The sequence below is a fragment of the Paracoccus saliphilus genome (genome assembly GCF_028553805.1).
In the GTDB taxonomy this organism is placed as follows: domain Bacteria; phylum Pseudomonadota; class Alphaproteobacteria; order Rhodobacterales; family Rhodobacteraceae; genus Paracoccus; species Paracoccus saliphilus.
On record NZ_CP067140.1, the window covers coordinates 2,437,971 to 2,463,217 of the forward strand.

Consider the following 25,247-nt stretch of genomic DNA (forward strand, 5'->3'; position numbering starts at 1 on the left):
ATGGATAATTGTCCGGCCCGGAACGAGGCCGGCACAAACCCGAGCAGTCGGGCGCAATGCCGCCCGCATTACAGGAGAGTTAACTCATGTCGAAGAAGATCATTCTCGGCCTTGTTCTGGTATCGGCCTTTGCCGCATGCCAGCGCCAGGAACCCGACGTCTATGTGCCACCCGCAGCGGATCCGGTCACGACCGAGCCGGTTTACCAGGGCAAATACGGCTGAGACCGGTCATCCGATGATCTTGCGCGGGCGGCTCGATCGCCCGCGCTTTCCGCGCCCAACCTTAATGCGAAAGGGCGCGATATGCTGAAGCATCGCGGTTTCCCGGGCCGCCTTCCCGGAACGGACTACCAGTTCATCATTCGACGCGAGAACAAGAAGGGCGCAACCCCGCTGCTGCGCCGCGAACGTTATCGCGACCGCAAACCTGCGGATCGCCGGGCCGATGCAGGTTTCCTCGCAGCACTGATCGAACATTTCGGCGACGCGCCTTTCGAGCGCGGCAACCTGGATGCGGGCCGCCTGTCATGGCTGCTTGGCCGCGAGATTCTGCCCGAGGGCGAGCTGGACCCGACCGACTACGAACAATTGTTGCGGGTGGATATGTCCCGCGCTGAAGCGTCGTTCCCCGAGATTTTCTCTGCTGGCGGCCTCGCCCGCGATGATTGGGACGATCAATCGGCGGAGGACCGCTGATGCGCAATTTGCTGCCAAGCGGAACTTTTCCACGCATATGTCAGTTGGACATGCGTGAGTACTATGTGATAGTTGCCCATCCGATCTACCAACCGCCTCTGAACGAGGCCTCGAATACAGGCATAGGAACAACATGCAAGTTTCCAAAATTATCCGTTTTACCGGCGCTTCGCTTGCCCTCGCAGCTCTGTCGGCCTGCGCTCAGGGTTACCAGACGGGCCTTTCGCCCGATGCGCAGCGTGCAGCCGGTGGCGCGATTGCCGGTGGCGTTCTTGCCAAGGCGCTTGACGAAGATGTCGCAACCGGCGCCGCGCTCGGCGGTGCGGCCGGTGCGCTTTGCGACGACGCGGGCGTTTGCCAGCGCCGCTACTGAGTCCCGCAGATACCGTGAACCAAAACGGCTCGGTCCGCGTTATGACCGTAGCAACAACAGGACAGGATATCTGACATGGGCAAGACAATCGCTCTGGCAGCCGCACTTGGCGCGACTTTCGTGGCCGGGTGCACGCAGAACATCAGGCCGACCGATATCGACCGTGGCGTATTGGGTGCAGCCGCCGGCGCAACCATCGCCAAGGTCGGTGGCCGCGAGGAAAGCGACATCTACAAGGCCGCTGCCATTGGCGCGGCCGGTGGCGCGCTCTGCGACGACGTGCGGCTTTGCGAATAACACTCTGACGGCGCTGCGGGGCCTTCCGCGGCGCGATCTCATTGAAACCGTCCGTGGCCATTCGGTTGCGGGCGGTTTTTTCATGTCTTCCGGCCAAGGATAAGCAATGTTCAACAAGATCCTGATCGCCAACCGGGGTGAAATCGCCTGCCGCGTCATCAAGACCGCGCGCAAGATGGGCATCGCGACGGTCGCAGTCTATTCCGATGCCGATCGCAACGCGCTGCATGTGAAGATGGCCGACGAGGCCGTGCATATCGGCCCGGCCCCGGCGAACCAATCCTATATCGTGATCGACAGGATCATGGATGCCATCCGCCAGACCGGGGCCGAGGCCGTGCATCCGGGATACGGGTTCCTGTCCGAGAACAGGAAATTCGCCGAGGCGCTCGAGGCCGAGGGCGTGGCCTTCATCGGCCCGCCGGCATCGGCCATCGAGGCGATGGGCGACAAGATCACCTCGAAGAAGCTGGCCGCCGAGGCGGATGTCAGCACCGTGCCGGGCTATATGGGTCTGATCGCGGATGCCGATGAGGCCGTGAAGATCTCGGACGAGATCGGCTATCCGGTGATGATCAAGGCCAGCGCCGGCGGTGGCGGCAAGGGCATGCGCATCGCCTGGAACGAGGCCGAGGCGCGCGAAGGCTTCGATTCCTCGAAAAGCGAGGCAGCGAACAGTTTCGGTGACGACCGCATCTTCATCGAGAAATTCGTGACCCAACCCCGGCATATCGAGATCCAGGTGCTGGCTGACAGCCAGGGCAATTGCGTTTACCTGCATGAACGCGAATGCTCGATCCAGCGCCGCAACCAGAAGGTCATCGAAGAGGCCCCCTCGCCCTTCCTCGACGAGGCGACGCGCAAGGCGATGGGCGAACAGGCCTGCGCATTGGCCAAGGCGGTGGGCTATACCAGCGCCGGAACGGTCGAGTTCATTGTCGATGGCGAGCGGAACTTTTATTTTCTCGAAATGAACACCCGGTTGCAGGTGGAACACCCCGTGACCGAGCTGATCACCGGCGTCGACCTGGTCGAGCAGATGATCCGCGTGGCCGCCGGCGAGGCACTGCCCTTCGCGCAATCGGATCTGACGATCAACGGTTGGGCCATCGAATCGCGGCTTTACGCCGAGGATCCCTATCGCGGTTTTCTCCCCTCGATCGGCCGCCTGACCCGCTATCGCCCCCCCGCCGAGGTCGCGGATGAAGCCCATGTCGTGCGCAACGATACCGGCGTGTTCGAGGGCGGCGAGATCAGCATGTTCTACGACCCGATGATCGCCAAGCTCTGCACCTGGGCCCCCTCTCGCGGCGAAGCGATCGAGGCGATGCGGGTCGCGCTGGACGAATTCGAGGTCGAGGGGATCGGCCACAACCTGCCCTTCCTGTCAGCGGTGATGGATCACCCGAAATTCGTCGCGGGCGACATCACCACCGCTTTCATCGCCGAGGAATATCCCGATGGTTTCCAGGGTGCCACACCTGCCGATAGCGATGTCACCCGCATCGCGGCAGCGGCGGCGGCGATGCATCGCGTGGGCGAAATCCGGCGCGCCCGGATCAGCGGACGACTGGACAATCACGAGCGCCATGTCGGCGAGAACTGGGTCGTTTTTGTCGGGGATCGCGATCTGCCGGTGAAGATCAGCGCTGATCGCGACGGCGCGACGGTCCATGTCGAAGGCCGCGACCTGCGGGTCGAAAGCGATTGGAGGCCGGGGCAGTCGCTGGCCCGGATGCTGGTCGATAGCCAACCATTGGTGATGAAGGTGGACAAGATCGCGGCGGGCTTTCGCCTGCGCACGCGTGGCACCGATCTGCGCGTCCATGTCCGCCGCCCCCGTGCCGCCGAACTGGCCCGGCTGATGCCCGAGAAGATCGCACCGGACACGTCGAAATTCCTGCTCTGCCCGATGCCGGGGCTGGTGGTGAAGATCAACGTGGCCGCGGGCGACGAGGTGCAGGAAGGTCAGGCACTGGCCACGGTCGAAGCCATGAAGATGGAGAATATCCTGCGCGCCGAAAGGAAGGGCGTGGTAAAATCCATCAATGCCGAGGCTGGCGCCAGCCTGAAGGTCGATGACGTGATCATGGAGTTCGAATAGCCCCTTGGATTGGCAGCCGCTCATATGGAACGAACGGGTCGTCGCGGCCCTTGTCACCGCCATCGTCGGCGGTGGCGTCGTGGCAATGGGCTGGTTCTGGACCCATGCGCTGTCACGCCGCCGCGACCTCGTGCTGCGGCGCGAACAGATCAACGACATGCAGCGCGCGCTTCTGGCCGAGATCCGGGCGCATGTCGTGGTGCTGGAACGGCAGATGAAGGATTCCCCCTATGAGCACGCGATGCAGCGCATGCTGTCCGAAGGTTATGCGCCGATTCTGCCGCATGACGCGAATGACAGGATTTTCCGGGCCGTGATCGCGGATGCGCATATGCTGCCCGAGGCGACCATAGACCCGGTTGTGCGCTATTACCGCCTGCTGACGGTACGAACAGCGCTCGGTCAGGACATACTTCGCCTGATCACGGACGATCCCGATCGCGCCACGAGCATGTTTCTGGATTATGTCGCGATTGAAAGCGAAACTCTGGAAACCGGCCGCGAGGCCGTCAATGCGCTTGCCGCGAGCCTGCAGCGCAAGGCGGTGCCGATCAATAGAACGAGCGCGGACCGGAGCGGCCAGTGATGGGCGTCAATCCCAAGGCAGAGGTCACGTCATTGACCGAACCGTTCTTGTCCAGGAATTCCTTCCTGTCCTGCAGGATGCCCCGCAGGCGCAAACGCAACTGTTCGAACCTTTCGGCACTTACAGCCGGGGTGGAAGGCTGCTTTTCCTTGCGCAAACTGGTCGATTTCGCCATGTCGCTTCCTCCGGTCACGAACGGGCATATTCGCCGTCCTGTACCAAATATAGGGCCGCGAACAGCATTTCGCAATCCGAAGCTGCATCGCGGCAAATTCTATGGCACCACCCTTGCTCGCCCGATCTCTTGCCTGCGCAACGGGAACTTGTCGATCGCGCGGCTGATCTCGCGCACATCCCAGGGAAGCGGCTTGCGCAGCTTGACCTGCCCGTCCTTGTCCAGGACCACCAGCGAAAATCCCCGGGGATGCAATCTCCGCCGCCAGTCGCTGCCCGATTGCGGTTCCGTATCGGTGACCACCACCACATCACGCTCGATCAGCATTCGGGGGGCATTCTCCAAGGCCCGCATCTGCTCGATAAAGGCGGGATCATTGGGCGTATCCGCAAAGACCACGACAGGGCGCGAAGTCCATTTGAAATCTTCGGGCGAGACCTCGGTTGCCTCATGTACCGACAATTCGGGCCGCTCCGCTTCCGGCTCGTCCGCATTGCCCATTTCCTCCGGGCTCATCGGACGGGCGGGTTCGGCCGCCGGTACATCTCTGGGGGGTGGCGCATCGCGCGCCGGACCCATGGCGGCCAGCGCCATCACGAATATCAGGAATTTCAACTTCATCGGCACCTCTTCCTCATTTGAATATAGGAAGAGGCGGCCTTTGGGAAAGGACAGATCATGACAAAACCGACATTGGAGGATTGGCGCAAGCTGGCCGAGAAAGAGCTGAAGGGCCGCGAACTCGACAGCCTCAGCTGGCAAACGCTGGAAGATATCACTGTCAAACCGCTTTATACCGAGGCCGACACCGCAACCTTGGAACATATGGGCAGCCTGCCCGGCCTTGCCCCCTTCACCCGTGGCCCCCGCGCCACGATGTATGCGGGCCGTCCCTGGACGATTCGGCAATATGCGGGTTTTTCCACCGCCGAGGAATCCAACGCCTTCTATCGTCGTGGTCTGGCGGCCGGTCAGCAGGGCGTCTCGGTCGCTTTCGATCTGGCGACGCATCGCGGCTATGACAGCGACCATCCCCGTGTCGTGGGCGATGTCGGCAAGGCGGGCGTGGCCATCGACTCGGTCGAGGACATGAAGATCCTGTTCGACGGCATTCCGCTGGACAAGGTCAGCGTCTCGATGACCATGAACGGCGCGGTGATCCCGGTGCTGGCGAGTTTCATCGTCACCGGAGAGGAACAGGGCCATGATCGCTCGGTGCTGTCGGGAACCATCCAGAACGACATCCTCAAGGAGTTCATGGTCCGCAACACCTATATCTACCCGCCCGAGCCCTCGATGCGGATCATCAGCGACATCATCGAGTTCACCTCGACCCAGATGCCGCGTTTTAACTCGATCTCGATCTCGGGCTATCACATGCAGGAGGCCGGGGCGAACCTCGTGCAGGAGCTGGCCTACACGCTGGCCGATGGGCGCGAATATGTGAAGGCGGCCATCGAGGCGGGCATGGATGTCGATGCCTTCGCCGGCCGGCTGTCGTTCTTCTTTGCCATCGGCATGAATTTCTTCATGGAGATCGCCAAGCTGAGGGCGGCGCGTCTGCTGTGGCACCGGATCATGACCGAATTCGGCGCGCAGAAGGCCGGCTCGAAGATGCTGCGCACCCATTGCCAGACGTCGGGCGTCAGCCTGCAGGAGCAGGATCCCTACAACAATGTCGTCCGCACCGCCTACGAGGCGATGTCAGCGGCGCTTGGCGGCACGCAATCGTTACATACCAACGCGCTGGACGAGGCCATCGCTCTGCCCACCGATTTCAGCGCCCGGATCGCGCGGAACACGCAACTTATCCTGCAGGAAGAGACCGGAATCACCAATGTCGTCGATCCGCTGGCGGGGTCCTACTATATCGAAAGCCTGACCGCCGAACTGGCCGAGAAGGCATGGGCGCTGATGGAAGAAGTCGAGGAAATGGGCGGCATGACCAAGGCCGTGGCAAGCGGCATGCCCAAGCTGCGCATCGAGGAATCCGCAGCCCGCCGCCAGGCGATGATCGACCGGGGCGACGAGGTGATCGTCGGCGTCAACAAGTACCGCAAGGACAAGGAAGACCCGATCGACATTCTCGACATCGACAATGTGAAGGTCCGCGACAGCCAGATTGCCCGGCTGGAGAAAATCCGCGCAACCCGTGACGAGCCAGCCTGTCAGGCGGCGTTGGACGAGTTGACGCGCTGTGCCCGCGAGGGCGGCAACCTGCTGGAGGCCGCTGTCGAGGCCGCCCGCGCCCGTGCATCAGTCGGAGAGATCAGCATGGCCATGGAGAAGGAATTCGGTCGCCACCGCGCCGAGGTGAAAACGCTGGCCGGGGTTTACGGCGCCGCCTATGAGGGCGATGAAGGCTTTGCCGCGATCCAGCGCGATGTCGAGAAATTCGCCGAGGAAGAGGGCCGCCGCCCGCGTATGCTGGTGGTCAAAATGGGTCAGGACGGCCATGACCGCGGCGCCAAGGTGATCGCGACCGCTTTCGCCGATATCGGCTTCGACGTCGATGTGGGGCCGCTGTTCCAGACCCCGGAAGAGGCCGCGCAGGACGCGCTGGACAACGACGTGCATGTGATCGGTATCTCCAGCCAGGCGGCCGGTCACAAGACGCTGGCACCCAAGCTGATCGATGCACTGAAGGCGCAGGGCGCAGGCGACATCCTGGTGATCTGCGGCGGCGTGATCCCGCAGCAGGATTACGAGTTCCTGCAAAAGGCCGGGGTGAAGGCGATCTTCGGACCGGGGACCAACATTCCCGCCGCCGCCGCCGATATCCTGCGGCTGATCCGCGAGACGCGCAGCGAGTGATGCCCGCACAGGACCTGTCGACCGAGCCGGCAGCTCAGCGGGCCACGGCACTCGCATAGCCCGCCCCGCGAAGCATGTTCAGCGCAGCGACCAAAGAGCGGCGATCGTTGAAAGGACCGGCAAGGATCAACGGGTGTTTTCGATCCTTGCCGCGCTCATGGCCTCGGGCCACGGGAAAACCCATCGCCGCCAGCTTGCGGATGGCAGCATGGGCACTGTCGTCATCCGGAAAGTTCCCGATCTGGACATAGCGGGCAGAGGCCGGAATCAATTTGGGTCGGGGTGTCGGGGCATTCCCTGACACCGGCTCATCGCGGACAGGTTTCGACCCGCCCGCCGATGCCGCGACCTTGCTGGTGCGCGCTTTCGGTCGTTTCGCCGTGTCAGAGAGCTTGGCCTGCCGTCCGGAATCGACAGCTTGTTCCGCGTCAGTGCCTTTCACCGATCCGGCAGTCGGTTTTTCATGCTGCCCCTGTCGTGCAGATGTCTCACCCTCTGTCACCCGTTGTCCCGTGATGACCCGCTCCATCGGTTCCGTGGCATGCATGCCGGGGCACAATCCCTGCGTCACGTCCCCGCCAAGGATCGGCCTTGGGTTCGGATCAGGCTGATAGCCCAGCCTCGCACAAAGATCGGAGCCGGGGGACATGCCCGCCATGCTGGCCCGTATCACCTCTTGCTGTCGTGCCAACGCCTCGATACCGGCGCTCATCCCGCCGTCGCCCAGGGGAATCGCAGGCTCACGACGCGGTTCGGGATCGTGCGGATCGGCCGTGAATTCTCCCTGTCTCAGTCCTGCGGCAAGCTGTTCGCGCAGCAATTTCTCTGCATCAGGTGGCGCGGAAGAGTCCTCTTGGGGCAGGACCGATACCGTGTCAGGATCGGTTCGCCGGACCGACAGGCTGGAAGGAAAGCCGCAAATCGCCTTGCCCTGGCTATCGATGCGGGGCGTCCAGCCGTGACCGTCCCGGTTGAAGACACAGCCCCGCCCATCGATATATTGCTCGCCCGCGAAGCTGTCGGGCGGCAATGGCGAGGGCGTGGCCTGCGCGGCACCAGTCAGCACCGCCAGGAAAAGCAAGCTCCAGATATTCCGCATCAGCCACCTGCGTGATTTGACCTTTTGAACCACGCATAGAGCGAAACCCTGAAGCGGCGATTAATCCCGCGCTATTTCGTCCCGAACATCCGGTCGCCCGCATCGCCAAGGCCCGGCACGATATAGCCGTGATCGTCCAGCCGCTCGTCCAGCGCGGCGGTAAAGACCGGCACGTCGGGATGGGCCTCGCGCATCCGCTCGACCCCTTCGGGCGCGGCCAGAAGGCACAGGAATCGCAGGTTCTTCGCGCCATGTTCCTTGAGCTTGTCGATGGCCGCCACCGAGGAATTCCCGGTCGCCAGCATTGGATCGACTACGATGGTCATCCTTGCGTCCAGCGCGTTGGGCACCTTGCAGTAATATTCGACCGGCCGAAGCGTCTCGGGGTCGCGGTAAAGTCCCACGAAGCCCACCCGCGCCGAGGGGATCATTTCGAGGATCCCGTCAAGCAGCCCGTTCCCCGCCCGCAGGATCGAGATCAGCGCCAGCTTCTTGCCCTCCAGCGTGGGGGCCTGCATCTCGCAGATCGGCGTTTCGATGGTCGTATCGGTCAGCTCCAGTTCGCGCGTAACCTCATAGGCCAGAAGCAGGCTGATCTCGCGCAGCAACCGGCGAAAACCGGCTGTCGAGACATCCTTTTTGCGCATGATCGTCAGCTTGTGCTGGACCAGCGGGTGATCGATGATGGTCAGATGCTGCTTGGTCACGGGAACTCCTTTCTCAGCCCTTCGCGCGTAGCCTCGTCGCAGAAGGCGGCGCTGATGGCCCATCGGTTGATTTGTCCGAATTCCTCTTCGCCCCATCCGAAGGCATCGGCAAGGCGATTATATTCGTGCCGCATGCTGGTGTGGAAGAACGGTGGATCGTCGGTCGAGACGGTCACCCTGATCCCGGCATCCATCAGCCTTGCAATCGGATGCTCGGGCCAATCGGGATAAATCCCCAAAGCGATATTCGAGCCGGGGCAGATTTCGAGAACGGTGCCGCGCGCGGCCAGATCGCGGATCAGCGCGGGGTCCTCGATGGCGTGGACACCGTGGCCGATCCGGCTGACGCCAAGCGCGAGCGCCTGCCGTATGCTTTCCGGACCACCCCATTCACCGGCATGGCAGGTCAGCCCCAGCCCGGCCTCGCGCGCGCAATCGAAGCTCCACGCGTAATCCGTCGCGGCACCCACCGCCTCGGCCCCGCCCATGCCGAAACCGGCGATCCAGCCGCCTGCCGTTTCCGCAGCGCAAAGCGCGGATTTCTTCGCCCGTTCCGGACCGAAATGGCGGATGGCGGTGACGATGCCTCGGCTGCCGATGCCCTGCCCTTGCATCCGCTCGGCAATCTCGGTCATTGCCGCCAGATAATCGCGCCAAGCCGCCAGATCGGCCCCGCCGCAGAATTCAGGAGAAACGAAAACCTCGGTATAGATCACCCCCTGCTCGGCAGAGCGTTCCAGCACCTCTGCCAGCAGGCGCGCGAAATCCTGCGGGCTGTGCAGCACGCTGGTCGCAGCCTCGTAGATCCGCAGGAACTCGTTGAAATCGCGATAGGCGTAGTGGCCTTGCGCATCGAAGATCCCCGACAGATCGACATGTTTCTCGGCGGCGAGCGCACGGATGAACGATGGCGGCGCGGCCCCTTCGAGATGCAGGTGAAGTTCGATCTTTTTCACAGGAAGGATGTCCCATGTTGCGGGGCGGGCAAACCCAGATGCGCCATGACCGAGGCACCGATATCGCTGAAGCCGACCTGCCCGATTTCGCGCCGGCCCAGGCCGAAGCCCAGAACCGGAACCCGCTCTCGCGTGTGATCGGTGCCGAACCAGCTTGGATCATTGCCGTGATCTGCGGTGAAGATGGCCAGATCTCCGGGGCGGAGCGTATTGAGGAACCGGCCAGCTACGCCATCGAACCATTCAAGATGCGAAGCGTAGCCGGGCACATCACGCCGATGCCCGAAATTCGTATCGAACTCGACGAAATTGGCGAAGGTGAGGCTGCCCGGCTCGGCCTCTTGCCCGAGCCGCACCAGATGTTCGGCCAGATCGGCGTCGGATTTTCCCTTGTGCAGATGAGTAATGCCGCGATGGCTGAAGATATCGCCGATCTTGCCGATGGCATGGGTGATCCGTCCTGCCTTCGCGGCAATGTCGAGGATCGTGTCGGCGGGCGGCGCTATTGCGAAATCGCGGCGGTTCGGGGTGCGCTTGAACTGCCCCGGAGCCTCTCCGACAAAGGGTCGCGCGATCACCCGGCCTACCCGCATCTCGTGCAGCATCGGCGCAAGCCCCTCGCAGAGCGCCAGCAGACGGTCGAGGCCAAAATGCTCTTCATGCGCGGCGATCTGCAACACGCTATCGACCGAGGTGTAGCAGATCGGCCAGCCGCTGCGGATATGTCGATCCCCGAAATCCTCGATGACCTGCGTTCCCGAGGCGTGGCAATTCGCCAGAATTCCCTCGGTCCCCGCCAATTCGCAGATCTTCGCCGTGACCTTGGGCGGGAATGCCGGGACGGTCTTGGGGAAATAATGCCATTCCCAAGGCACCGGAACGCCCGCCATCTCCCAGTGACCCGACGGGGTGTCCTTGCCCGCAGAGATCTCGGTTGCCGCGCCCCACAGCCCTTGCGGCTCGGCATCCAGCCCGGGCGCCTCCAACCCGCTGGCAAGGCGGATGGCGGCACCCAGCCCCAAGCGGTCGAGATGGTGCAGATGCAGAAGTTGCGCCTGCGCGATATGGCCCAGAGTATTGGCACCGGTATCGGGCTTGCCATCATTGAAGAAACAGTCGGCATCCGGCGCGCCGCCGATGCCGACGCTGTCCATGACGATCAGGAATGCACGGTTCTCAGTCATCAGCGGAAACCCTATCGCGGACCAGTGGGCCGGGCGTAGCCGGTTCACCGATCCGGTAAGCGGCCTGCACCGCAGCGATGGCAATCTCGGCGGCGGTGTCATCGGCGGCATGAACCATGGCCAGCGGCGCGTCGGGGCCGACCGGCTCGCCCAGCTTGGCGAGAGCGGACAGGCCCACGCGATGGTCGATCTTTTCTCCGGCCCGGACGCGCCCACCGCCCAAGGCGACAACGGCGTGACCCAGGGCGGTCACGTCTATCCCGGCCACCGCCCCCTCAGGCGAAGGTATCGGCAGACTGACCGGGGCAGCGGTCAGATAAGCCTCGGGCCGGTCAATCAGATCCGCAGGCCCACCCTGCGCCGCGACCATGCAGCCAAAGGCTTCGGCAGCGGCCCCGCTGTCCAGAACCTGTTCCAGCCCATCCGCCCCCTGCCCCGCCAGGTCCAGGCATTCCGCCGACAGCGCCAGCACCAGATCCCGCAAGGCTCCTTTTTCGCCACGCAGCACCCGGATCGCCTCGGCCACCTCCAGCGCGTTCCCGGCGCTGCGGGCCAGCGGTTGATCCATCTCGGTGATCAGCGCGGAAGTCCGGCATCCCGTCCCGTTCGCGGTCTGCACCAATGCCCGCGCCAGTCGATTCGAGGAATCCGCGTTTGCCAGGAACGCGCCCGAGCCCGCCTTGACGTCCAACACCAGCGCATCCAGCCCCGCCGCCAGCTTCTTGGACAGGATCGAGGCGGTGATCAGGTCGATCGACTCGACCGTCGCCGATTCGTCGCGGATCGCGTAGAGGCGCCGGTCAGCAGGGGCGAAATCAGCGGTCGCGGCAACGATGGCGCAGCCGGTATTCTTCACGATCCGGCGAAACTGTTCCTCGGATTGATCGCAAATGAAGCCGGGGATCGCCTCCAGCTTGTCCAGGGTGCCGCCGGTATGGCCAAGGCCCCGTCCCGAGATCATCGGCACGAACACCCCCCGCGCCGCCAGCAGAGGGGCGAGGATCAGGCTGACCGTATCTCCGATCCCGCCGGTCGAATGCTTGTCCACCACTGGCCCCGGCAGGTCCCACCGCATCACATGCCCGGAATCCCGCATCGCCCTTGTCAGCGCCACCCGGCCCTTCTCCCCCAATCTATGGGTCAGGACGGCCATCGCGAAAGCCCCGGCCTGCGCATCCGAGACAGAACCATCGGCTAAACCCTTGGCAATCAGTGCCGCGCCGGAACCATCCAACCCGCGCCCGTCCCTGACTGCTGCGATGACACTGCGCGGATCGGTCATGCTGTCCTGCCCATATGGCCCGAATCGAACCGCCCCGGCAGAAGCTCCCCGATGGTCGTGGCCAGTGTCGCACCTTCGGTCGTGGCCAGCAGGACAGGCGTATCCGCGCGCCCGAATTCCGCCAGTTTCTGGCGGCAGCCGCCGCAGGGCGGCACGGGACTTGGACTGTCGGCGATGACGGTCACCTCGACCAGTTCGGTCTCGCCCGCCGCCACCATCGCGGCGATGGCCCCGGCCTCGGCGCAGGTGCCCTCGGGATAGGCGACATTCTCGACATTGCAGCCGCGATAGACGGTCCCCGAAACGCCACGGATCGCCGCCCCCACCTTGAAATGCGAATAGGGGGCATAAGCCGAGTCGCGCACTTCCCGCGCCGCATCCAGTAGTGACATCACCTTCCCCATATCATCGATTATGACCCGAATTTTGCGCGTCATCCGGTGCCAACGCAAGCCGAACCCTCCTGTTCCCCGCCGCAGAAATGGTTTAACGGTGAACTAACCTGAAACCGGAGGGGGCAGACATGAACGACCGCAGGCAGGACAACGCCCGGCAATCGGCACTTGATTATCACGAATTCCCGCGTCCGGGTAAGCTTGAGGTGCGGGCGACCAAACCCCTGGCCAATGGCCGCGACTTGTCCCGCGCCTATTCTCCCGGCGTCGCCGAGGCCTGCCTGGAGATCAAGGCCGATCCCGCCAATGCCAGCCGCTACACCTCGCGCGGTAACCTGGTGGCAGTGGTGTCAAATGGAACCGCAGTCCTGGGCCTGGGCAATATCGGTGCGGCGGCAGCCAAACCGGTCATGGAGGGCAAGGCGGTCCTGTTCAAGAAATTCGCCAATATCGATTGCTTCGATATCGAGGTGAACGAATCCGATCCCGAGAAACTGGCCGATATCGTATGTGCGCTGGAACCGACTTTCGGCGCGGTCAATCTCGAGGATATCAAGGCACCCGATTGCTTCATCGTCGAAAAGCTGTGCCGCGAGCGGATGAACATTCCGGTGTTCCACGATGACCAGCATGGCACCGCCATTGTCGTGGGCGCCGCCGCCACCAATGCACTGCGCGTGGCGGGCAAGTCCTTCGCCGATATCAAGGTGGTCTCGACCGGCGGCGGCGCCGCGGGGATCGCCTGTCTCGACATGCTGCTGAAACTGGGCGTCAAGCGCGAGAATGTCTGGCTTTGCGATATCAACGGGCTGGTCTATGAAGGCCGGGTCGAGGACATGAACCCGCAGAAGGCCGCCTATGCGCAGGCCAGCGATCTGCGGACACTCGACGAGGTGATAGAGGGAACGGATCTGTTTCTCGGCTTGTCCGGACCCGGCGTTCTGACACCCGAGATGGTGCAGAAGATGGGCAAGCAGCCGATCATCTTCGCTCTGGCCAATCCCACGCCCGAGATCCTGCCCGACGATGCCCGCGCCGTCGCCCCCGATGCGATCATCGCTACCGGACGCAGCGATTTTCCCAACCAGGTCAACAATGTCCTCTGCTTTCCGTTCATCTTCCGGGGTGCGCTGGACGTCGGGGCCACAACCATCAATGACGAGATGGAGATAGCCTGCGTCGAAGGCATCGCGGCGCTGGCCCGCGCCACCACGGCCGCCGAGGCCGCTGCCGCCTATCGTGGCGAGACCCTGACCTTCGGCCCGGATTACCTGATCCCCAAGCCCTTCGACCCGCGCCTGATCGGTGTCGTGTCCTCGGCCGTCGCCCGCGCCGCGATGGAATCCGGAGTGGCGACCCGCCCGATCGAGGATCTCGATACCTACAAGCGCAAGCTGGACGGATCGGTCTTCCGTTCGGCATTGATCATGCGTCCGGTCTTCGAGGCGGCCGCCACCTCCACCCGCCGCATCGTCTTTGCCGAGGGCGAGGACGAGCGCGTGCTGCGCGCCGCCAACGCGATGCTGGAGGAAACCACTGATGTGCCGATCCTGATCGGCCGCCCCGAGGTGATCTCGATGCGCGCCGAACGGGCCGGCCTGCCGATCCGGCCCGAGCGGGATTTCGAGATCGTGAACCCGGAGAACGATCCGCGTTACCGCGATTACTGGGAGACATATCACCAGTTGATGGCGCGGCGCGGGGTCAGCCCCGATATTGCCCGCGCCATCATGCGCACCAATACCACCGCCATCGGCGCGGTCATGGTCCATCGCGAAGAGGCCGACAGCCTGATCTGCGGAACATTCGGGCAATATTCATGGCATCTGCAATATATCCGCCAGGTTCTGGCCCGCGACGGGTTGCAGCCGGTCGGCGCACTATCGATGATCATCATGGAGGATGGCCCGCTTTTCGTTGCCGACACGCAATGCCATAACGATCCGACTCCGCAGCAGGTAGCAGAAACCGTCATCGGGGCCGCCCGGCATGTCCGCCGCTTTGGCGTCACACCGCGGATCGCGCTGTGCAGCCATTCGCAATTCGGGAACCTGGACAGTTATACAGGGCGCAAGATGCGGGCGGCGATGGAATTGCTGGACGCCCAGAAACCCGATTTCATATATGATGGCGAGATGCATGTCGACGCGGCGCTCGATCCGGAATTGCGCGAGCGCATCTTCCCCGGATCGCGGCTAGAAGGCGCAGCGAATATCGTGGTCTTCCCCGGCACCGATGCCGCATCGGGCGTGCGCAACGCGCTGAAGATGTGCGCCAACGGGCTGGAGGTCGGGCCGATCCTGATGGGCATGGGCAACCGCGCTCATATCGTGACTCCTTCCATCACCACGCGCGGGCTGTTGAACATGAGCATGCTGGCGGGAACCCCGGTCGCGCATTACAGTTGAGGAGCTGCGGGGCCGTGGTTGCGTCCCGCGATGGCCGGGGGCCAGCCCCCGGACCCCCGGGATATTTGCATGAAGAAGAAGCAGAGTTGCAGCGAACTGACCTGATCGCGTAACACTTCCCAAAGACAGGGAGGGGCGCGAGATGGCGTATCGGCAGGTTTACGATGCATGGAAATCGGACCCGGAAGGGTTCTGGATGGACGCGGCGCGGCAGGTCGATTGGGAACGCCCGCCAAGCCGCGCCTGGTTCGATCAGGGACCGGCGGGCGAATGGTTTTCCGATGCGCTGGTCAACACATGCTGGAACGCCGTTGATCGCCATGTCGAGGCCGGTCGCGGCGATCAGCCCGCCATCATCCATGACAGCCCGATTACCGGAACGAGCCAAAGCCTCAGTTTCCGTGAGTTGCGCGACCGCGTGGCCCGTTTGGCCGGTGCGCTACGTGCGAGGGGAGTGGGCAAGGGTGACCGCGTCATCATCTATATGCCGATGGTTCCCGAGGCGCTGGAGGCGATGCTGGCCTGCACCCGGATCGGCGCCATCCATTCCGTCGTCTTTGGCGGTTTCGCCGCCCGCGAACTGGCCGTCCGCATCGATGACGCAAAGCCCCGCGCCATCATCGCGGCCTCTTGCGGGCTGGAGCCGGGGCGGGTCGTCCGATACAAGCCCTTGCTGGACGCGGCCATCGAGAGCGCCGCGCACAAGCCCGATTTCTGCGTGATCCTGCAACGCGAGCAGGAGAACGCCGAGCTGATCCCGGAGCGCGATATCGAATGGCAGGATTTCCAGCAGGGCGCGGCACCTGCCGATTGTCTTGCAGTTGAGGGCAATCACCCGGTCTATATCCTCTATACCTCGGGCACGACCGGTCAGCCCAAGGGGGTCATCCGCCATACCGCCGGGCATCTCGTCGCGCTGAACTGGTCGATGAGGAATATCTACGGCATCGATGCGGGCGACGTGTTCTGGGCGGCCTCGGATGTCGGGTGGGTCGTGGGACACAGCTATATCTGCTATGCGCCGCTGATCGCGGGCGCGACCACCATCGCCTTCGAGGGCAAGCCCGTGGGCACACCCGATGCGGGCACCTTCTGGCGGGTGATCGGCGAGCATGGGGTCAAGAGTTTCTTCACCGCACCGACCGCGATCCGCGCGGTGAAGCGCGAGGATCCGGAAGGCAAGCTGATCGGGAATTACGACCTCTCTGGTCTGCAGGCGGTTTTCCTTGCCGGGGAACGCGCCGATCCCGACACGATCCAATGGCTGGAAGATCGCCTTCATCTGCCGGTGCTGGATCATTGGTGGCAGACCGAGACCGGCTGGTCCATCGCCGCAAATCCCTTTGGGATAGAGCATATGCCGGTCAAGAAAGGCAGCCCCTCGGTGGCCATGCCGGGCTATGACGTGCAGATACTCGATGACGCGGGAACGCCGGTTCCAACAGGAACGCTGGGCGCCATCGCGGTGAAGCTGCCCTTGCCGCCGGGCACCCTGCCCTCGCTGTGGAACGCCGAGGAACGGTTTCGCAAGGCCTACCTGAACCGCTTTCCCGACTATTACGAAACCGGCGATGCGGGATATGTCGACGAGGACGGCTATCTCTATATCATGGCGCGCACGGATGACGTGATCAATGTCGCGGGCCATCGCCTGTCCACCGGCGCGATGGAAGAGGTTCTGGCCTCGCATCCGGCGGTCGCGGAATGCGCGGTGATCGGTGTGGCCGACAAGCTGAAGGGAGAGGTGCCCCTGGGCTTTCTATGCCTCAAGCGGGGGATCGAGACCTCTGATGATCAGATCACGCGCGAGGTCGTTGCCCTGGTCCGCGACAGGATCGGCCCGGTTGCGGCATTCAGAACAGCCTGCGTGGTCGAACGATTGCCCAAGACACGCTCGGGCAAGATCCTGAGGGCGACAATGGTAAAACTCGCGAATGGCGAACAGGTCAGCGCGCCCGCCACGATCGACGACCCTGCCATATTGGACGAGATCGCCGCGGCATTGGGTGGCGTAGGCTATCCGCAGCAGGACTGAACCCACAGGTCACGGGATCACCAGTCACGCAGATCGACATTGAAACGCCAGAAGCTTTCGTCATAGGCGGCAATCGTCGAATTGCGACGTCCGATCATGGCATTCAGGCTGAATTTCTCGGTCAGGGGCATGTTCAGCCCAAGTGAAACCGTGCGATCCTCGCGATCCTTGCCCGCCAGCCGATATCCACCCGTCTCGTTGTAGTTCAGACTGAACTCGACGGGATGATGGTCCGCAGGGCGAACAAGGCCGAGTGACAATCCGCGCAAGGAGGTATTCTCTCCCTCCAGCACCTCGGCCCATTCAAGCCCGACGCTGACGGCGCCCAGATCGGGAACGGCCCCGATCCAGTCGGCCTCGAGCCCGTTCTGCGGTCCGTCGTCATGGAACTGCCGCGTGGCGCGCAGCCCGAGTTGCTGATCCATGCCGCCGGCAGTGTAGATCATGGTCGGACCAAGCGAGATGTTCTGCTGCGAGACATGTGTGTCATAGCTGCGCCAGACACGGACGGCACTGATGCAACCGTCAAGCCAGGTCCATCCGCCGAGATGGTGCTGGCCGCAGGCCGAAACGCCAAGCTGTTGCCGCCGCAACCCCTCGCCGGTCAGCCATTCTGCGGAACTGCCGAAGGACAGGCGCAGCAGCGATCCCTTGCGATAGCTTGCCACCAGCCCGCCTGAAACCGACGCGCCGGCGGCGATACCGCTTTTGGCCCGCGATTCTTCATCTATGGTGAAATCGAGCCCGCCCAGGTTGATTTGCGTACCGGGTATGCCGCCATTGAAATTCGTGGCGTAATAGAGGATCGGGCGGGCACGGATATCACGCGCGATCACCTGAGGCGCCACACCGCGATGCATCCCACCGGTCCGGTAGATAAATTGCGGGATCGCATCCTCGATCCCTGCCCGCGCGGCCGAATAGAGCGCAAGCCGGTCAGAGCCCGATATCATCGACGCATACCAACCGGGAAACTCTTCCTCCGCATGGGCGGTGCTGGTGAAAAGCAAGGACAGGCAGAGGGCGGCGCAGGTCACCATCCGCCTGACAGCTGCCCCGCGATCACGCGATGATACAGGTTTCACGATCACGCCGAATGCCGTTCGACGATGGCGCGCTTGCGAGGTGACAAGCTCATATCGGATCATACGCTACCCAAAAACAAGAATGAGCGAACCGGTCTTCCCCCAAGAAGTGCAGTTCCGATCCCCTAGATTGGACAGTATCTTCTTCCACGTTAATCGGTTTCGCCAGTTACTCCCAGACTGTAGCGATCACCTCTCGATGTGAAACCCTCGCTGGCCGCAGCGATCGCATCCGCATCGTCATCAAGAAACACCCCGGCCAATTCGCCATCGATCTCGTGATCGCGCCCATCGATATTGACCATGCCACGGCTATTGCCGAGAATCACGTTCTCGACGATATCACCCCTGATCCTCACCTCTCCGCCGGTCGTGGAATGCCCCGAAGCCGCCTTGAAATCCTTGACATTTCCGGACAAGCGCGAATCATCGAAATTCGCCGTCAGCCGCGCCCGTCCGGCAACTTGGGGACGCCCGTCAGCCGTGCCAGCATTCACTTTCACCGCACCGACCCCGGAATAATGGGCCTTTCCTGTAGTGGGCATCAGGCTGACCGGGGTCAATTCGTTCCTGAATCCGTTCAGCGCATTGTATTCCCGCGCAAATTCCGCCCCTTCCGCCATCAATTGATTATAGCTGGGTGACTTGTTTCCGCCGCCGGAAGAACCACCGCCGCCACAAGCGGCAATGGACAGGATCGCAACCGCGGACAAGATCAATTTCGGATTATTCAATTGGAGTTCTCCCACTCAGTAATCTCGGCACCATACCGGAAGCCAATTGCCACATTGTATGCATTACATGTTCGCAGCGAACAACAAAAACCTGCTGCAATCCTTGATCAATCCGACGTCCCCATATCCGCACCCAGTCCCCGCATCAACGGCAGGAAATCCGGGAATGACGTCATGATGGGACTGCCGTCATCCACCGTGACCGGGGCCTCGCTCGCCAGGCCGAGGATCAGGAAGGACATCGCGATGCGGTGGTCCAGATGGGTGGCCGCCATGCCCCCTCCCGGCACCTTCGCCATCCCATGAACCGTCATGCTGTCCCGCGTCTCTTCGACGGTGACGCCATTGGCCTCCAGCCCGCGCGCCATCGCGTCGATACGGTCGCTTTCCTTGACGCGCAGCTCGGCCACGCCGTTCATCACCGTCTTTCCTTCGGCGAAGGCCGCAATCACCGACAGGATCGGGAATTCGTCGATCATGCTGGCGGCGCGCTCGGGCGGCACGCTGACGCCCTTGAGCGGACCATGGCGCACGACCAGATCGGCGACAGGCTCTCCGCCCTCCTCGCGCTCGTTCTCGAAACTGATATCGGCCCCCATCTCGGACAGGGTAACGTAAAGCCCGTCGCGTGTCGGATTGCGGGAAACGCCGGGCACGCGGATCGCCGATCCCGGCACGATCAGCGCAGCGGCCACCGGGAAGGCGGCGCTGGACGGATCGCGCGGCACCGCAACGGGCTGGGCCCGCAGCTCGGGCCGGCCAGTCAGAGTGATTACATGGCCCTCATCCGTGGTTTCCGTGCGGATATCGGCCCCGAACCCGGCCAGCATCCGTTCGGAATGGTCGCGGGTCGGCTCGGCCTCGATCACCACGGTTTCGCCCGGCGCGTTCAGCCCTGCCAGCAGGACCGCCGATTTGATCTGTGCGCTGGCGACCGGGGTCCGATAGCGCAGCGGCACCGGGTCGGCAGCGCCGCGAATGGTGATGGGCAGGCATTCCCCCTCGCGCGCGGTGATCTCGGCGCCGAATTGCGACAGCGGCAGCGTGACCCGTGCCATCGGGCGGCGCGAAAGGCTGGGATCGCCGGTGAAGACGGCAGTGATCGGGGTCGTCGCCATCGCCCCCATGATCAGCCGCACTCCGGTTCCGGAATTGCCGCAATCGATGACGGATTCGGGCGCGGAAAAGCCACCGACGCCGACGCCATGCACCGACCATTCACCCGGTCCGACCCGCTCGACCTCGGCCCCGAAGGCCGCCATCGCCTTCGCAGTGTCCAGCACGTCCTGCCCCTCCAGCAACCCGGTGATCCGCGTCTCACCAACCGACAAGGCACCGAGGATCAGCGCACGATGGCTGATCGACTTGTCTCCGGGGACCTGCGCCTCTCCAGTCAAGGGGCCGCCACGGCGGGAGGTCATGGGCTGGGGATCGGCGGAATGTGACATCGGGGCACCTCAATGATTATGCCCGTCTTTTAACGCTGACATGCGGATGCCGCCACCATCTTCTCGTGGCGGCGGCCGGGGTCAGTTCACACCGGGGCCCGGAACGGGTCCGATGCCCCGCCTCGTCAGGACTTGAACACTTCGATCGTCGGCAGATCGGTCAGCGATACCCCGATCAGCTGCAAGGCCGGCAACGAGACCTGGCTGCCCGCGCTGGCCGGGCCATCCAGCGGAATCAGATCGACCTTGGCGGATTTGCCATTCTCGGGGTTCCGGATGCGCCCAACGCCGCGTGCCTTGACCAGCGGGGTCTTGATCCAGAACCCACCCTCGGTCGGATCCCCGAGAGAGGCCACGGTGTTGCCCAGCTTGGTTTCCCCGGTTTCCGGAGCCTTGGCCGCCGCCGCCTTCTGTTCTGCAGTGGTGGTGTCGAGCTGATCGGCAGAGGCGCGGGCCGCGGGCCTGGGCGCAGGCGCACGTGTGATCGCGGTGACCGCGGCAAGCTGTTCGCTGGACAATTGCGTCTCGACCTCGCCTGGTTCTGCTGTCCCGGCAGGACGATCGGTCGTGGCCGAACTGGTGTTGGAAGGGTTGCACCCTGCCAGAATCGTCAGGGAAAGACCTGCGGCCAGACCGGCTTTCAACATGCTCATGGAAAAGACACTCCTTGAATTACGAACTTGCGCACAGATTAGACCGTGACAGGATGCGACGTCCATAAGCGGTCGCGTGATCGGCGGAAGCTTGTGCATCAAATGCGGAATTACTAGATTGACCCCATGACCCACGCAGCACAGCCTCCTCTCATCGACCCTTTCGCCCGGCCGATTACCTATTTGCGGGTATCTGTCACCGATCGCTGCGACTTCCGCTGCGTCTATTGCATGGCCGAGCATATGCAATTCCTGCCCAAGGCCGAGCTTCTGACGCTGGAGGAGCTGGACCGTCTCTGTTCGGCCTTTGTCGGGCTTGGCGTGCGCAAGCTGCGCATCACCGGCGGAGAGCCGCTGGTCAGGCGTGGCATCATGGGCTTTTTCCAACAGATGTCACGCCATCTGGGCGAGGGGCTGGACGAGCTGACCCTGACCACCAATGGCAGTCAGCTCGGGCGTTTTGCCAGTCAATTGGTCGATTGCGGCGTGCGGCGGGTGAATGTTTCTCTGGACACGCTGGATGCCGGAAAATTTGCCGAGATCACCCGTTGGGGCCGCCTGCCCCAGGTGCTGGACGGGATCAAGGCCGCGCAGGCTGCCGGATTGCGGGTCAAGATCAATGCCGTCGCCTTGAAGGGCGTGAACGATTCGGAACTGTTCGACCTGGTGAAATGGTGCGGCGATGAAGGCCATGACCTGACCTTCATCGAGGTCATGCCGATGGGCGATCTGGGCAATGAGGACCGGCTGGACCAATACTGGCCGCTGACCGATCTGCGTGCCCAGCTGGCCGAACGCTTCACCCTGATCGACCTAGCCGAGCGGAGCGGAGGACCCGCCCGTTACGTCCGCCTGCAGGAAACCGGGCAGAAGATCGGCTTCATCACGCCGCTGACGCATAATTTCTGCGAAAGCTGCAACAGGGTGCGTCTCACCTGTACGGGTGAATTGTATATGTGCCTAGGACAAGAGGACCGGGCCGATCTGCGCGCGCCGCTGCGCAAATCAGAAGAGGATGCGCCGCTGCGCGAAGCGATCCGCGCCGCCATCGCCCGCAAGCCCAAGGGCCATGATTTCGACTATTCGCGTCAGGCGGTGGCGGGCCAGATGTCCCGGCATATGAGCCATACGGGCGGATGAAGGCAGATCCCGCGATTTTTCGTCCAGCTCCGCTATCTCGAAAGTAGAAACTTGCCTTTCGTGTTCCCGGTATGAGACTAAATAGCTGCGTCCAGACCGCAAGGGAAACGAGGGAATCATGGAAAAGGGCATTAAACGGCGTCTGACGCCGGGTGAGATTTCAACAGCGAGCCGTGTTTTCAACGGCGCAATAAACTTCAAAAGGATTCGCATTCACGACAATCCCGCAGAAAACAACGATCCGAGCAACCCCCATACCGTCGGAAACGACATCCATTTCCCGAAGGATGATTTTCGCGATGATTTCTTCGGCGCACCGCTGCACAAACTCTCGACGCTGATTCATGAGATGACGCATGTCTGGCAGAATCAGTCAGGCCAGCGCGCAACGTTATCGCACCGTAAATTCCGCAATAGCTACAAGAGGGAACTCAAGGAATCTCTCAAGAATCACGTAACGCCGAAATCTTTGGCCGAACTCAAGGAACAGCTCAGCAAGTTGCGCAGGTTCAAGAAAAACAGGTTGGTCATGGATGCGGTCAGCAGACCGCTGCACGCAACGCGCGAGATTGTCCCACAGCCCATGGCGGTCGAGATCAGCGCCGAGATGATCGATAGCCACAACGTCACCAGTGTCCTGCCGGGCGAGCCGATCGAATCTCCGCTCGATCATTATTTCCGCGAATACGTAACGGATGACAATCAGGAATTGCGGCAACAGGTTGGGAAATACTGGCAATTGATCAGCGATTACCACTACCTGACACATGACTGGGAAAATACGGCGTTCAACGCGCTGAGCCGCGAAGGGCAGGCAGAGATGATCAAGGACTACTTCATCCTGCTCTGCGGTGGGGACCCGCTGGAACCTGTGTTCTGTCCCAACGACACGTATACCCCGACAAGCGGACATGAACGCCCCCCGCTCAGCTTCTACAAGAGGCTCATCCCCTTCGTGCACTGATGGCCCTGGGTAGCGGCCGCGGCGGAATCACTCCACCGCCGTCGCTTCCGCCTCGATCTTCTCGGCGCGCTCTTCGACCAGTTGCACGATATGGTCGATCATCTGATCGTTGCTCATCTTGTGGCTCTGCCGCCCGGCCATATAGACCATGCCGCTGCCCGCGCCGCCACCGGTGAAGCCGATATCGGTCATCAGCGCCTCGCCCGGCCCGTTCACCACGCAGCCGATGATCGACAGGCTCATCGGCGTCTTGATATGCTCCAGCCGCTCTTCCAGCTTTTCCACCGTCTTGATGACGTCAAAGCCCTGACGCGCGCAGGAGGGGCACGAGATGATCTGCACCCCGCGCGTCCGCAGGCCCAGTGATTTCAGGATCTCGAAGCCGACCTTCACCTCTTCGACCGGATCGGCGGACAGGCTGACGCGAATCGTGTCGCCGATGCCCATCCACAGCAGGTTGCCCAGGCCGACAGCGGATTTCACCGTGCCGCCGACGAAACCGCCCGCCTCGGTGATGCCCAGATGGATCGGCGCGTCGGTCGCCTCGGCCAGTTGCTGGTAGGCGGTTGCGGCAAGGAACACGTCAGAGGCTTTCACGCTGATCTTGAACTCGTGAAAATCGTTGTCCTGCAATATCTTGATGTGATCCAGCCCCGACTCGACCATGGCATCGGGGCAAGGTTCGCCATATTTTTCGAGCAGATGCTTTTCCAGGCTTCCGGCATTCACGCCGATCCGCATCGAGCAGCCGTGATCCCGTGCCGCCTTGATTACCTCGCGCACGCGGGCCTCGTCGCCGATATTGCCGGGATTGATACGCAGGCACGCCACGCCTGCCTCTGCCGCCTCGATGGCGCGCTTGTAGTGGAAATGGATATCGGCGACGATCGGCACCGGGCTTTCGCGGCAGATTTCCTTCAATGCCCGTGTCGTCTCCTGGTCGGGGGCCGAGATACGCACGATATCCGCGCCCGCATCGGCGGCACGGATCACCTGGTCGAGCGTGGCGCGCACGTCATGGCCATCGGTATTGGTCATCGTCTGCACGGATATCGGGGCGTCGCCGCCAACCGGCACGGAGCCCACCATGATCTGGCGGGATTTCCGCCGCTCGATATTGCGCCATGGACGGATCGGGTTCAGCGACATGAAAGCCTCCGGGTTTCGCCCTTGCAGATAAGCCATCCGGTCTCGCACGGCAACCGCCGCACGGCTCTGTGATGGCTTTCGCTAGCCTTTCGGCAGGCGCAGCGCCGTCAGAACGGTCGTCAGCGTCTCGCGCGGCAGGATGATCAGCATCGATCCCTCGAGGCGTAGCGTCACCAGGCCGGTCGCGCGGTTCGACGTTCCCACACGCATGCCAGGGGCAAAATCGATTCCCTCGATGGGCCATTCAAGCCCCGTGCTCACCCCGCGCGCGGGCCCCATCGGGTAAAGTGAAACCCGCGTGCCCGGCATCAGGGGCAAGGTCAGGCGCGGCGGAGCCAGAAAGACGATATCCTCGGAATTGAGCATGATCGCCGGCGGCCTCACGGTATTCACCAGAGCCGTCAGCACCGCCAACGTATGATCCAGCCGCAGCCCCGAGAATCCGACCGCGAGCACGAAGGGCGCCGCGATCCGGGTCAGGCATTTGGTGAAATCGGTGCTGTCCTGTTCGGCCACATGGACGATACGCTCGGCCGGGATGATCTCGCGCGCGGCACTGCTGATGCTGTCCAGGTCGCCAATCACCCAATCCGGCGCCTGCCCAAGCGACAACGCCCGATCCGCCCCCCCGTCGGCAGCCACGATAGTCGGAGCAAGGCTGAGCGCGGTCATCAGTTCGACCGGGCGGATGGCCCCGCCGCCGACGACCGTCACCCCCCGCTCCGATATCACCAGCGGCGGGATCATTCGTCTCGGCCAATCCCGGTGAACAGGCGTTTCAGGGGAATGATCCAGATGATGCCGAGACCGATATAGACCAGCAATTCGATCCAGATCGGCTGCCGCCCCCATTGCGCGTCCATCCAGTTCACCAGCGTCACGGCCACGATGACATAGGCGGGCAACCCCAGCACGAGAACGAGAACCGACAGGCGTTTGCGAGTCTTCAAATCCATTGCGT

General features: G+C 62.8%; 26 protein-coding genes. 11 read left to right on the top strand and 15 right to left on the bottom strand.

What is annotated here, in order from left to right; translation table 11 throughout:
- The first annotated feature begins 86 nt into the window (after window positions 1-86).
- The 6 genes from JHX88_RS11690 (at window position 87) to JHX88_RS11715 (ending at window position 4,058) form a co-directional block, all read left to right on the top strand.
- Entirely contained in the window at window positions 87-224 is a 138-nt protein-coding gene (locus JHX88_RS11690; RefSeq protein ID WP_176011465.1) for a hypothetical protein, read from the top strand.
- Window positions 225-305: 81 nt separating this feature from the next.
- Window positions 306-698, top strand: a complete 393-nt coding sequence (locus JHX88_RS11695; protein ID WP_076527030.1) for a hypothetical protein — start codon at window positions 306-308, stop codon at window positions 696-698.
- A 133-nt stretch (window positions 699-831) separates the two neighbouring features.
- Window positions 832-1,071 carry a hypothetical protein gene (locus JHX88_RS11700; protein ID WP_076527029.1) on the top strand — a complete coding sequence of 80 codons (240 nt, stop codon included), beginning with the start codon at window positions 832-834 and terminating at the stop codon, window positions 1,069-1,071.
- Between the two features lie 75 nt (window positions 1,072-1,146).
- Entirely contained in the window at window positions 1,147-1,368 is a 222-nt protein-coding gene (locus JHX88_RS11705; protein WP_076527028.1) for a hypothetical protein, read from the top strand.
- A gap of 106 nt (window positions 1,369-1,474) precedes the next feature.
- Complete coding sequence (locus JHX88_RS11710) at window positions 1,475-3,472, top strand: acetyl-CoA carboxylase biotin carboxylase subunit (RefSeq protein ID WP_076527027.1); 1,998 nt, start codon at window positions 1,475-1,477, stop codon at window positions 3,470-3,472.
- Between the two features lie 4 nt (window positions 3,473-3,476).
- Entirely contained in the window at window positions 3,477-4,058 is a 582-nt protein-coding gene (locus JHX88_RS11715) for a hypothetical protein (protein WP_076527026.1), read from the top strand.
- On the opposite strand, the gene JHX88_RS11720 is transcribed toward JHX88_RS11715, so the two are convergent.
- Both JHX88_RS11720 and JHX88_RS11725 read right to left on the bottom strand, forming a co-directional pair.
- Window positions 4,024-4,233, bottom strand: a complete 210-nt coding sequence (locus JHX88_RS11720; RefSeq protein ID WP_076527025.1) for a hypothetical protein — start codon at window positions 4,231-4,233, stop codon at window positions 4,024-4,026. The two genes, JHX88_RS11715 and JHX88_RS11720, sit on opposite strands and share 35 nt — an antisense overlap.
- A gap of 99 nt (window positions 4,234-4,332) precedes the next feature.
- A complete protein-coding gene (locus JHX88_RS11725) occupies window positions 4,333-4,854 on the bottom strand; it encodes a DUF4174 domain-containing protein (protein ID WP_076527024.1) in 522 nt (173 codons plus the stop codon).
- A 57-nt stretch (window positions 4,855-4,911) separates the two neighbouring features.
- Between JHX88_RS11725 and scpA the strand changes: the two genes are divergently transcribed.
- Entirely contained in the window at window positions 4,912-7,047 is a 2,136-nt protein-coding gene (gene scpA, locus JHX88_RS11730) for a methylmalonyl-CoA mutase (RefSeq protein WP_076527023.1), read from the top strand.
- A gap of 34 nt (window positions 7,048-7,081) precedes the next feature.
- On the opposite strand, the gene JHX88_RS11735 is transcribed toward scpA, so the two are convergent.
- From JHX88_RS11735 to JHX88_RS11760, 6 genes are all read right to left on the bottom strand, one after another.
- On the bottom strand, window positions 7,082-8,146 hold the full coding sequence (locus JHX88_RS11735; RefSeq protein ID WP_076527022.1) for an SPOR domain-containing protein: 1,065 nt from the start codon (window positions 8,144-8,146) through the stop codon (window positions 7,082-7,084).
- Window positions 8,147-8,217: 71 nt separating this feature from the next.
- Window positions 8,218-8,853, bottom strand: coding sequence for a uracil phosphoribosyltransferase (upp, locus tag JHX88_RS11740; RefSeq protein WP_076527021.1), 636 nt, complete (start codon window positions 8,851-8,853; stop codon window positions 8,218-8,220).
- Window positions 8,850-9,818 carry an adenosine deaminase gene (locus JHX88_RS11745; protein ID WP_076527020.1) on the bottom strand — a complete coding sequence of 323 codons (969 nt, stop codon included), beginning with the start codon at window positions 9,816-9,818 and terminating at the stop codon, window positions 8,850-8,852. Before JHX88_RS11745 ends, upp begins: the two co-directional genes overlap by 4 nt.
- Complete coding sequence (locus JHX88_RS11750) at window positions 9,806-10,993, bottom strand: phosphopentomutase (protein ID WP_076527019.1); 1,188 nt, start codon at window positions 10,991-10,993, stop codon at window positions 9,806-9,808. Before JHX88_RS11750 ends, JHX88_RS11745 begins: the two co-directional genes overlap by 13 nt.
- Complete coding sequence (locus JHX88_RS11755; RefSeq protein WP_076527018.1) at window positions 10,986-12,275, bottom strand: thymidine phosphorylase; 1,290 nt, start codon at window positions 12,273-12,275, stop codon at window positions 10,986-10,988. The genes JHX88_RS11750 and JHX88_RS11755 overlap by 8 nt, the downstream gene beginning before the upstream one ends.
- Window positions 12,272-12,667, bottom strand: a complete 396-nt coding sequence (locus JHX88_RS11760; RefSeq protein ID WP_076527100.1) for a cytidine deaminase — start codon at window positions 12,665-12,667, stop codon at window positions 12,272-12,274. The genes JHX88_RS11755 and JHX88_RS11760 overlap by 4 nt, the downstream gene beginning before the upstream one ends.
- A 131-nt stretch (window positions 12,668-12,798) precedes the next feature.
- Here JHX88_RS11760 and JHX88_RS11765 point away from each other — a divergent pair, with 131 nt between their 5' ends.
- A complete protein-coding gene (locus tag JHX88_RS11765) occupies window positions 12,799-15,078 on the top strand; it encodes an NADP-dependent malic enzyme (RefSeq protein WP_076527017.1) in 2,280 nt (759 codons plus the stop codon).
- Between the two features lie 142 nt (window positions 15,079-15,220).
- Complete coding sequence (locus JHX88_RS11770; RefSeq protein WP_076527016.1) at window positions 15,221-17,113, top strand: propionyl-CoA synthetase; 1,893 nt, start codon at window positions 15,221-15,223, stop codon at window positions 17,111-17,113.
- 17 nt (window positions 17,114-17,130) lie between these two features.
- On the opposite strand, the gene JHX88_RS11775 is transcribed toward JHX88_RS11770, so the two are convergent.
- The 4 genes from JHX88_RS11775 to JHX88_RS11790 all read right to left on the bottom strand — a co-directional run bounded on the left by JHX88_RS11775 (window position 17,131) and on the right by JHX88_RS11790 (window position 21,033).
- The gene (locus JHX88_RS11775) at window positions 17,131-18,261 is read right to left on the bottom strand and encodes a hypothetical protein (RefSeq protein WP_076527015.1); all 1,131 of its coding nucleotides are present in this window, start codon (window positions 18,259-18,261) and stop codon (window positions 17,131-17,133) included.
- An 89-nt stretch (window positions 18,262-18,350) separates the two neighbouring features.
- The gene (locus JHX88_RS11780) at window positions 18,351-18,932 is read right to left on the bottom strand and encodes a transferrin-binding protein-like solute binding protein (RefSeq protein WP_076527014.1); all 582 of its coding nucleotides are present in this window, start codon (window positions 18,930-18,932) and stop codon (window positions 18,351-18,353) included.
- Window positions 18,933-19,039: 107 nt separating this feature from the next.
- Window positions 19,040-20,380, bottom strand: a complete 1,341-nt coding sequence (gene aroA, locus JHX88_RS11785) for a 3-phosphoshikimate 1-carboxyvinyltransferase (RefSeq protein ID WP_076527013.1) — start codon at window positions 20,378-20,380, stop codon at window positions 19,040-19,042.
- 125 nt (window positions 20,381-20,505) lie between these two features.
- Window positions 20,506-21,033, bottom strand: coding sequence for a hypothetical protein (locus JHX88_RS11790; protein WP_272848013.1), 528 nt, complete (start codon window positions 21,031-21,033; stop codon window positions 20,506-20,508).
- Between the two features lie 126 nt (window positions 21,034-21,159).
- On the opposite strand from JHX88_RS11790, the gene moaA reads away from it, so the two are divergent.
- Together moaA and JHX88_RS11800 are read left to right on the top strand one after the other, a co-directional pair.
- Window positions 21,160-22,173 carry a GTP 3',8-cyclase MoaA gene (gene moaA, locus JHX88_RS11795; protein WP_076527012.1) on the top strand — a complete coding sequence of 338 codons (1,014 nt, stop codon included), beginning with the start codon at window positions 21,160-21,162 and terminating at the stop codon, window positions 22,171-22,173.
- 118 nt (window positions 22,174-22,291) lie between these two features.
- Entirely contained in the window at window positions 22,292-23,137 is an 846-nt protein-coding gene (locus JHX88_RS11800) for an eCIS core domain-containing protein (protein WP_076527011.1), read from the top strand.
- A 27-nt stretch (window positions 23,138-23,164) separates the two neighbouring features.
- On the opposite strand, the gene ispG is transcribed toward JHX88_RS11800, so the two are convergent.
- The 3 genes from ispG to JHX88_RS11815 all read right to left on the bottom strand — a co-directional run bounded on the left by ispG (window position 23,165) and on the right by JHX88_RS11815 (window position 25,242).
- Window positions 23,165-24,286 carry a flavodoxin-dependent (E)-4-hydroxy-3-methylbut-2-enyl-diphosphate synthase gene (gene ispG / locus JHX88_RS11805; RefSeq protein ID WP_076527098.1) on the bottom strand — a complete coding sequence of 374 codons (1,122 nt, stop codon included), beginning with the start codon at window positions 24,284-24,286 and terminating at the stop codon, window positions 23,165-23,167.
- A gap of 81 nt (window positions 24,287-24,367) precedes the next feature.
- Window positions 24,368-25,033 (bottom strand): thiamine diphosphokinase, encoded by a 666-nt coding sequence (locus tag JHX88_RS11810; protein WP_076527010.1) that lies wholly within the window; start codon window positions 25,031-25,033, stop codon window positions 24,368-24,370.
- Window positions 25,030-25,242, bottom strand: coding sequence for a DUF2842 domain-containing protein (locus JHX88_RS11815; protein ID WP_076527009.1), 213 nt, complete (start codon window positions 25,240-25,242; stop codon window positions 25,030-25,032). The genes JHX88_RS11810 and JHX88_RS11815 overlap by 4 nt, the downstream gene beginning before the upstream one ends.
- Window positions 25,243-25,247 lie beyond the last annotated feature (5 nt).

Excerpts from the sequence above, each read along its gene's own strand:
- JHX88_RS11800 (WP_076527011.1), top strand. The coding sequence starts at position 22,292 with ATGGAAAAGGGCATTAAACGGCGTCTGACGCCGGGTGAGATTTCAACA.
- JHX88_RS11790 (WP_272848013.1), bottom strand. The coding sequence starts at position 21,033 with ATGAGCATGTTGAAAGCCGGTCTGGCCGCAGGTCTTTCCCTGACGATT.
- JHX88_RS11735 (WP_076527022.1), bottom strand. The coding sequence starts at position 8,146 with ATGCGGAATATCTGGAGCTTGCTTTTCCTGGCGGTGCTGACTGGTGCC.
- JHX88_RS11695 (WP_076527030.1), top strand. The coding sequence starts at position 306 with ATGCTGAAGCATCGCGGTTTCCCGGGCCGCCTTCCCGGAACGGACTAC.
- JHX88_RS11750 (WP_076527019.1), bottom strand. The coding sequence starts at position 10,993 with ATGACTGAGAACCGTGCATTCCTGATCGTCATGGACAGCGTCGGCATC.
- JHX88_RS11720 (WP_076527025.1), bottom strand. The coding sequence starts at position 4,233 with ATGGCGAAATCGACCAGTTTGCGCAAGGAAAAGCAGCCTTCCACCCCG.
- moaA (WP_076527012.1), top strand. The coding sequence starts at position 21,160 with ATGACCCACGCAGCACAGCCTCCTCTCATCGACCCTTTCGCCCGGCCG.
- ispG (WP_076527098.1), bottom strand. The coding sequence starts at position 24,286 with ATGTCGCTGAACCCGATCCGTCCATGGCGCAATATCGAGCGGCGGAAA.
- JHX88_RS11690 (WP_176011465.1), top strand. The coding sequence starts at position 87 with ATGTCGAAGAAGATCATTCTCGGCCTTGTTCTGGTATCGGCCTTTGCC.
- JHX88_RS11760 (WP_076527100.1), bottom strand. The coding sequence starts at position 12,667 with ATGTCACTACTGGATGCGGCGCGGGAAGTGCGCGACTCGGCTTATGCC.
- JHX88_RS11765 (WP_076527017.1), top strand. The coding sequence starts at position 12,799 with ATGAACGACCGCAGGCAGGACAACGCCCGGCAATCGGCACTTGATTAT.
- JHX88_RS11710 (WP_076527027.1), top strand. The coding sequence starts at position 1,475 with ATGTTCAACAAGATCCTGATCGCCAACCGGGGTGAAATCGCCTGCCGC.
- scpA (WP_076527023.1), top strand. The coding sequence starts at position 4,912 with ATGACAAAACCGACATTGGAGGATTGGCGCAAGCTGGCCGAGAAAGAG.
- JHX88_RS11725 (WP_076527024.1), bottom strand. The coding sequence starts at position 4,854 with ATGAAGTTGAAATTCCTGATATTCGTGATGGCGCTGGCCGCCATGGGT.
- JHX88_RS11775 (WP_076527015.1), bottom strand. The coding sequence starts at position 18,261 with ATGATCCGATATGAGCTTGTCACCTCGCAAGCGCGCCATCGTCGAACG.
- JHX88_RS11770 (WP_076527016.1), top strand. The coding sequence starts at position 15,221 with ATGGCGTATCGGCAGGTTTACGATGCATGGAAATCGGACCCGGAAGGG.
- JHX88_RS11810 (WP_076527010.1), bottom strand. The coding sequence starts at position 25,033 with ATGATCCCGCCGCTGGTGATATCGGAGCGGGGGGTGACGGTCGTCGGC.
- aroA (WP_076527013.1), bottom strand. The coding sequence starts at position 20,380 with ATGTCACATTCCGCCGATCCCCAGCCCATGACCTCCCGCCGTGGCGGC.
- JHX88_RS11755 (WP_076527018.1), bottom strand. The coding sequence starts at position 12,275 with ATGACCGATCCGCGCAGTGTCATCGCAGCAGTCAGGGACGGGCGCGGG.
- JHX88_RS11815 (WP_076527009.1), bottom strand. The coding sequence starts at position 25,242 with ATGGATTTGAAGACTCGCAAACGCCTGTCGGTTCTCGTTCTCGTGCTG.
- JHX88_RS11705 (WP_076527028.1), top strand. The coding sequence starts at position 1,147 with ATGGGCAAGACAATCGCTCTGGCAGCCGCACTTGGCGCGACTTTCGTG.
- JHX88_RS11700 (WP_076527029.1), top strand. The coding sequence starts at position 832 with ATGCAAGTTTCCAAAATTATCCGTTTTACCGGCGCTTCGCTTGCCCTC.